The following is a 6,173-nucleotide window of genomic DNA, read 5'->3' as shown; positions in this document are numbered from 1 at the left end:
TCGGCTACATCGAGCCGGAGAAGCTGGCCGTGTTCGGTCGCAGCTACGCCGACGAGCCGGACGCCCTCATCAAGCAGCTGGCCGAGGACGAGGCCATCGCCGAGGCCGACACGCTGCTGTTGACCGTGCCCAACCAACTCGGCGTCGACTACAACGCCCACCTGCTCGAGGACATCCTCACCCACGTCGCCCCCGCACTCGGCTGGCGCTGAATCCACAACTGACAGGCTAGGAACGCACCTCGATCGCCGAAGGTCGGGGGACTGCGCGCTCATGCCGATGATCGGATGACGGGTCGTACAGGCGGGGGTGACGGGTGTCTGATGATCAACCTGGTGCGGTGACGATCGGACCCAGCGGACTGGGAAGCGCCGCCAGGTCGCGCAGTCGCCGGGGTGGGAAGTCGGTCCACGTCTGGCTGGGGTCGCGGGCGGCGTGCAGGTGTCGGTCGAGGAAGTGTTGCCAGCGCCGCAGTCCGTCGACGGCGGTGGCGATGTCGAGTTGCCCTGCTTCGATCGCGTCGGCGAACTCGTCGAGATCGAGCAATCGCTGATGGCGCCCGTCGGTGGGTACCAGGACGTCGGCGTAGAGGTCCCGGACGGTGATCGAGTCCTGGGTGGTCGAGACGTGCACGAGGTCTACGTACCAGGTGGTCGGTCCGGTTTTGGCGCGGTCGGTTCCGCGGGTGGACCGCCAGGAGGGAATGGACATGCTCACGCCGAGGTCGAGCAACACGAACACGCGTTCCAGCAGCGTATCTCCGGGCCATGGCACGAAGCTGTCCGGCAGTTGGAACTCGTAGGCAAGTGTGTCACCGAGGCGGATGCCAGGTAGTGGACCGAACAACGGTGCCGGATCACCATGAGCGCCTCGCCAGACCTCAACCCGTTCCATGAACCATTCGTACCCGACACGGCGGAAGCATGCGGCTTCCTCCACGCGCGTACATCGTGGCCGACAACGTTGTTCGCAAGCACCATCGTCGACAAACGCGCTGTCATGCCGCTGGTCGCGTGGTGGGTCAACTCCAGATTGCGCAGGGCAGGCCGTCGCTGAATACCTGGGGCGGGTCGGGCGACGATCGAGCCTGGCCGTTGGCGACGCGTCGAGCCGTCCAAGCGCACACGGCGGCGTCGAGAACATCATCGACACCGGCCGGTCCCCCGGTGTCGCCGAGATCGCTGTCCAGGGCGATGCCGGCGGTGGCAAGTAGCCTGTGCCGCAGATGTGCCCCGGCCCAGGTGTTCTTGCGCGCGGTGAGCGGTGCTGGCCGCCGTGTCGCTGCTGGTGATGCCGGTCATGTCCCACGCCCAACGCCGGGCCGGTCGCGAGCTCGGCTCGGCCAGCGCCGTCGCCGACTCCAAGCAGACCCTGCTGTGCACCTACCTGTCCGCCATCCTGCTGGTCGGGCTGCTGCTCAGCAGCCTGTCGGCTGGTCCTGGGCCGACCCGTTGGTCGCGCTGATCATCGCCGCCGCCGCCGTCAACGAAGGCCGCACCGCCTGGCGCGGCCTTCCACTGCTGCTGAGCACGCCTCCGTGTCTGACCAACGTGCTGGTGGCGTGCCTGCTCACCCGCTCGGAACCAGGTAGGCCCACGGCCAGCGCGATGGCGATGGCGCCGAGCAGGACCCGTAGGGCGGTTTGCGGTAGCCGGGGTTGCCAGCGGGCCCCCAGGTAGCCGCCGATCAGTCCGCCCAACCCGCAGGCGATGCCCAGGGTCCAGTCGGGAGCGACCGGGCCGGGCGCGGTCAGCGCGAGCAAGGTGTAGCTGCCCGCGCCGACGATCGAGGTCAGCAGCGTGGTGACCAGGGTGGCGGGGGCGACGCTGGCCACGGACAGGCCGGTGGCGACGAGCACGGGACTGAGTAGTGAACCGCCGCCGATGCCGTAGATGCCGCCGGCTACGCCGGCGCCGAACGCCAGGACGCTGACACCGCGATCGGACAAGGTCAGCCACCGTACCCGGGCAGTGCCAGGACGGCGGGTCAGCACCAGTACCCCCAGCGGGGCGAGCAGCAGGGCCAGCAGCAGTCGGAACACCCCGGCACCGGGCACCAGGTAGATCCGCAGCACCGCACCGAGGATCACCCCCGGCACGGTGCCCCACAGCAACCGGCGGACCAACGCTCCGGCCAGTTGGCCCTGACGCCGGTACCGCACCAAGGCGCCGGGTACCGCGATCACGTTGAACAGCAAGTTGGTCGGGGTGACCCGCGGGCTCGGCACGGCGAGCACGTCCAGTTGCACCGGCAGCAGGAACACCGCACCCGAGATCCCCACCGGAGTCGTCATCAGGGAGATCACGAGACCCGCGGCGAACCCGAGCACCACCTGCCAGCTCACCGACCACCCCGCTCACCGCACCGCCCTGCCCGCACCGACAACAGTTGAACCCTGTTAGTCCGCGTCGGCGGTGGCGAGGAGTTGGGTGGCGGCGAGTTCGGCGTAGAGGGGGTCGCCGGCGACCAGGTCGGCGTGGGTGCCGATGGCGCGGACTTGGCCGGTGTCCATGACCACGATGCGGTCGGCCATGGTCACGGTGGACAGTCGGTGGGCGACGACCAGCACGGTGGTGGTGGCCGCGGCGTCGGCGATAGTGGCCCGCAGCGCGGCTTCGTTGACCGCGTCGAGTTGTGAGGTGACCTCGTCGAGCAGCAGCAGCCGCGGGTGGCGCAGCAGGGCGCGGGCGATGGCGATGCGTTGGCGTTCGCCGCCGGAGAGCTTGATGCCGCGGAGGCCGACGGTGGTGTCCAGCCCCTCGGGGAGCCGGCCGATCAGGCTGTCCAGGCGGGTGGTGACCAGTACCTCGGCCACCTGTTCGGCGCTGGCCTGCGGGGCGCCGAAGAGCAGGTTGTCGCGCAGGGTGCCGGACAGGACCGGGGCGTCCTGCTCGACGTAGCCGATCGCGGCCCGCAGCCGGGAAAGCGGCCAGTCCCGGATGTCGGTGCCGTCGACGAGGATGCGCCCGGTGTCGGGCTCGTAGAAGCGTTCGATCAGGGAGAAGACCGTGGTCTTGCCGGCACCGGAGGGTCCGACGAAGGCGGTCATGCCGCCGGCCGGGACGGTGAAACTCACGCCGTGGTGCACATCGGGAAGCTCGGCCCGGTACCGGAACCGCACCTGCTCGAAGGCCACCGACACCGGCCGCCGGTCCGGCTCGGGCACCGCGGGTTCGCCGGGCGGCGCGGGTTCGTCGGGGGTTTCGGCGGGCATGGTCTCGACTTCGCGGATGCGGACCACTGCGGCGGCGCCACGCTGGTACTGGGTGGCCGCGTTGATCAGGTCCCGCAGCGGCGGCATCAGGTAGAGCAGGTAGAGCAGAAACGCCACCAGGGTGCCGACGTCGATGGCGCCGGAGACGACCCGGGCCCCGCCCAGACCGATCACGGTGATGAACGCCAGTTGCATGGCCAGGCCACCGATGTTGCCGGCCACCGCTTCCCATTTCGCCGCCCGCACCCCGCCGCGCCAGGCCTGAAACGCCGCCTGGTGCAGCCGATCCCGCTCGCGGTTCTCCGCACCGCTGGCCTTGACCGTGCGCAACGCGCCCAGCACCCGTTCCAGCGCGGCACCCATCACGCCCACCGCTTCCTGGGCCTGCTTGGCGGCCCGGTGGATGCGCGGGATCACCAACCGCACCACCACCTGCGCCACGACCAGCGCGCCCAGCGTGACGGTCAGCAGCACGGGGTCCAGCAACGCCATCAGGATCACGGTCGCGACCAGCATCAGCGTGCTGGTCACCGCGGACACCAGCGAACCGGTGGTCACCTGCCGCAGCAGCGTGGTGTCGGCGGTGACCCGCGACATCAGATCCCCGGGTTCGGCGGCGTCCACCGCCGGGATGCGCAGCCACAGCAGCCGCGACACCAGGTCCCGGCGGGCCAGCAGCACCACCGACTCGGCGGTGCGGTCCAGCAGGAACGACCCCACCGCCCCGATCGCCGCGTTGGCCAGCACCAACACGCTCATCAACACCAACAGACCGGCCACCCCTTGGTGGGACTGCAGACCGGTGATCAGTTCCCGCACCACCAACGGCAACGCCAACCCGGCCGCCCCGGTGGCCAGGCTCAACACCGCACCGGCCACCAACACCCACCGAAACGGCCGGACATAACCGGTCAGCACCCGCCACACCGGCACGTCCACGCCCGCTGTGCTCACCACCGGCCTCCCTCCCCCAGACCCCCCACTACGCACCGATGCCAGTCTGCGCCTCGCCCGCCTACCCCACGCCGCAAGGAAGACATGCGACTGTCCCGCGCTGGTGGTCAGCGTGGGATGGGTGCGATGCGCAGCCGGTTGGCGTCCGGATCACGCAGCTCAAGCTCCCGACCCCACGGCTGCTCCTGAACGGGGCGGCCGAACTCGGCCGCAACCGCGTCCAGGTCATGCACGCTGAGGTAAAGCAGGGTGTCCGGGCGGGCATCGCCGTGGTGCTCGGACAGGAAGATCCGCATCGCACCGCGGGAGATCGACACGAACAACGGCAGCCCCGGCTCGAACCGATGCTCCCAGTCCTGGGTGAACCCCAGCCGCGCATACCAAGCCACCGCAGCGACCGCGTCGCCGGTGCGCAGGATCGGCGTGATCTGCTCATCCACGCCGCCATCATGGCACCGAGCCGCCCGGTCCGGTCTCTCCCGCACGTCAACCCTGGTTGCCCCGGCCGGGCAGCTCTTCGGGGGCGATGCGCTCAACTCGGTCGGATTTGGGACAGTTGACGCGATGGATCGGCTGGTTGTCGCGGTCGTGGCGGCCGGTCAGCCCGGGAGGATGCGATGCGGTTGCAGATCCTGCAGGTGCCGGACTGCCCTAACGCGGCGCTATTGCGGCAGCGGCTGGCCCAGGCACTGGGCGAGAACAATGTGGAGGTCGCGGTCCGGGTGATCGCGGACGTCGATGAGGCTGCGGCGGCGGGGATGGCCGGCTCGCCGACATTGCTGGTTGACGGCGTGGATCCGTTCGCCGAGCCGGGGTGTGTGCCCAGTGTGTCGTGCCGGCTCTATCGCGACGTCGATGGTCATGTCTCGGGGGCTCCGTCGATGACCGCGTTGCGCGAGATCCTGGACGGGTAGGGCGCCCGCACCGGAGTAGTGGGGTTGCTGAACGATACTGGCCACGGTCCTCGAGGCGGGCTCGGACATCGGAGGTGGTGGCAGGTGACGGCACATGCTGCGCAGGATCCGGTCGAGACATCGCGGTCGGTGTGCTGGTGCTGCGGCGCGCAGCGCAGCGATGACGAGCTGGTGCACCTCGGCGATCACCCGGAGGTGGGGATCTGTCCGTCGTGTGCGCGATGGGTGCACCGGCGCGGCACCCAGATCGAGGATGCCCACCACCCGAGTATCGCGGGCTGGTGGCGGGCCCGGATCCACGCCGCGCGGACCGCGGTGATCAACCGGGGGTGGCACCAGCGGGGAGTTCTCGGTGCCCTGCTTCGCCGGATCGACCGGTACCTGCCCTAACCGATCTTCCGTGTCGACGACCACCATCCTGCCTAATGTCCACATGCGACTTGGCGCCACGGCCACGATGAGACGAGCACGGCGGCGGTGATGCCGAGGGCGCCTGGTCGTCATCCGGGGTGCCTGCGTCGCTATGGAACAGTCGCGGTGAGCCAGTGGGTCAAGTGGGTGTGCAGGCCGGTGAGGTCGGTGCCGCGGTTGCGGTAGGCGAGGTGCCCGTCCGGTCGGATCAGGCAGTGCGTGGGGGTGTCGGGGTCGGTGCCGAGCCGGCGTAGCGCGGTGCCGTCGGGATCGTGCAGCACGCCCGGGGCTGCCTGATGGCTGAGTCGGTGGGTGGTGATCAACCCTGGCCACGCGGTGCGCAGCTGCTCTGCGGCATCGGAATTCCAGGCGGTGTGGGGGCCGCAGAGCAGCAGGTGGTAGGTCGGGGCGCGGGTGGCGGCGTGCAGGGTGCTGGCCTGCCCGTCGATGGTGATCGGGGCATCGGGGAGCCGGTCGCCGGGCCGTGGTCCGCGGCGGGGTGGGGTGGGTCCGGTGCTGCTCAGTGGGCTGTGTCGGTAGCACTGCCCAGCCAGGGCGCGGTGCCGACCGGCGAGGTAGTCACGACCGGCTACGGAAAGACCAGCAATGCGGGCTTCCCCAACGAACGACGCGAGGTCTTCCTCGATGTCACGCCGCGGTGGACCTGCGAAGGCATCTAC

The 6,173-nt window shown here is 69.9% G+C and carries 6 protein-coding genes and 4 pseudogenes; 4 read left to right on the top strand and 6 right to left on the bottom strand.

Annotated elements, in window-relative coordinates; all coding sequences use genetic code 11:
* Positions 1-212, top strand: a pseudogene (locus VFO68_RS34095) (LLM class flavin-dependent oxidoreductase); the annotation flags it as partial.
* 115 nt (positions 213-327) lie between these two features.
* On the opposite strand, the gene VFO68_RS34090 reads toward VFO68_RS34095, so the two are convergent.
* Together VFO68_RS34090 and VFO68_RS34370 are read right to left on the bottom strand one after the other, a co-directional pair.
* On the bottom strand, positions 328-741 hold the full coding sequence (locus VFO68_RS34090) for a DUF402 domain-containing protein (RefSeq protein WP_325162562.1): 414 nt from the start codon (positions 739-741) through the stop codon (positions 328-330).
* A 280-nt stretch (positions 742-1,021) separates the two neighbouring features.
* Positions 1,022-1,225 carry a DUF429 domain-containing protein gene (locus tag VFO68_RS34370; RefSeq protein WP_414635622.1) on the bottom strand — a complete coding sequence of 68 codons (204 nt, stop codon included), beginning with the start codon at positions 1,223-1,225 and terminating at the stop codon, positions 1,022-1,024.
* 38 nt (positions 1,226-1,263) lie between these two features.
* On the opposite strand from VFO68_RS34370, the pseudogene VFO68_RS34085 reads away from it, so the two are divergent.
* Positions 1,264-1,527 (top strand): annotated as a pseudogene (locus VFO68_RS34085) (cation transporter); the annotation flags it as partial.
* Between the two features lie 76 nt (positions 1,528-1,603).
* On the opposite strand, the pseudogene VFO68_RS34080 reads toward VFO68_RS34085, so the two are convergent.
* From VFO68_RS34080 to VFO68_RS34070, 3 genes and pseudogenes are all read right to left on the bottom strand, one after another.
* Positions 1,604-2,329 (bottom strand): annotated as a pseudogene (locus VFO68_RS34080) (TSUP family transporter); the annotation flags it as partial.
* 69 nt (positions 2,330-2,398) lie between these two features.
* Complete coding sequence (locus VFO68_RS34075) at positions 2,399-4,168, bottom strand: ABC transporter ATP-binding protein (protein WP_325162561.1); 1,770 nt, start codon at positions 4,166-4,168, stop codon at positions 2,399-2,401.
* 107 nt (positions 4,169-4,275) lie between these two features.
* On the bottom strand, positions 4,276-4,608 hold the full coding sequence (locus VFO68_RS34070; RefSeq protein WP_325162560.1) for a glyoxalase superfamily protein: 333 nt from the start codon (positions 4,606-4,608) through the stop codon (positions 4,276-4,278).
* Between the two features lie 177 nt (positions 4,609-4,785).
* Here VFO68_RS34070 and VFO68_RS34065 point away from each other — a divergent pair, with 177 nt between their 5' ends.
* Together VFO68_RS34065 and VFO68_RS34060 are read left to right on the top strand one after the other, a co-directional pair.
* A complete protein-coding gene (locus VFO68_RS34065; RefSeq protein WP_325162559.1) occupies positions 4,786-5,082 on the top strand; it encodes a hypothetical protein in 297 nt (98 codons plus the stop codon).
* Positions 5,083-5,166: 84 nt separating this feature from the next.
* Positions 5,167-5,472 carry a hypothetical protein gene (locus VFO68_RS34060; RefSeq protein ID WP_325162558.1) on the top strand — a complete coding sequence of 102 codons (306 nt, stop codon included), beginning with the start codon at positions 5,167-5,169 and terminating at the stop codon, positions 5,470-5,472.
* A 131-nt stretch (positions 5,473-5,603) separates the two neighbouring features.
* On the opposite strand, the pseudogene VFO68_RS34055 reads toward VFO68_RS34060, so the two are convergent.
* Positions 5,604-6,173, bottom strand: a pseudogene (locus VFO68_RS34055) (hypothetical protein); the annotation flags it as partial.

The sequence above is a fragment of the Actinophytocola sp. genome (assembly GCF_035712165.1).
GTDB lineage: Bacteria > Actinomycetota > Actinomycetes > Mycobacteriales > Pseudonocardiaceae > DASYTH01.
The sequence above is the reverse complement of the archived record's forward strand: the minus strand, read 5'-3'. Positions and strand labels throughout refer to the sequence as shown.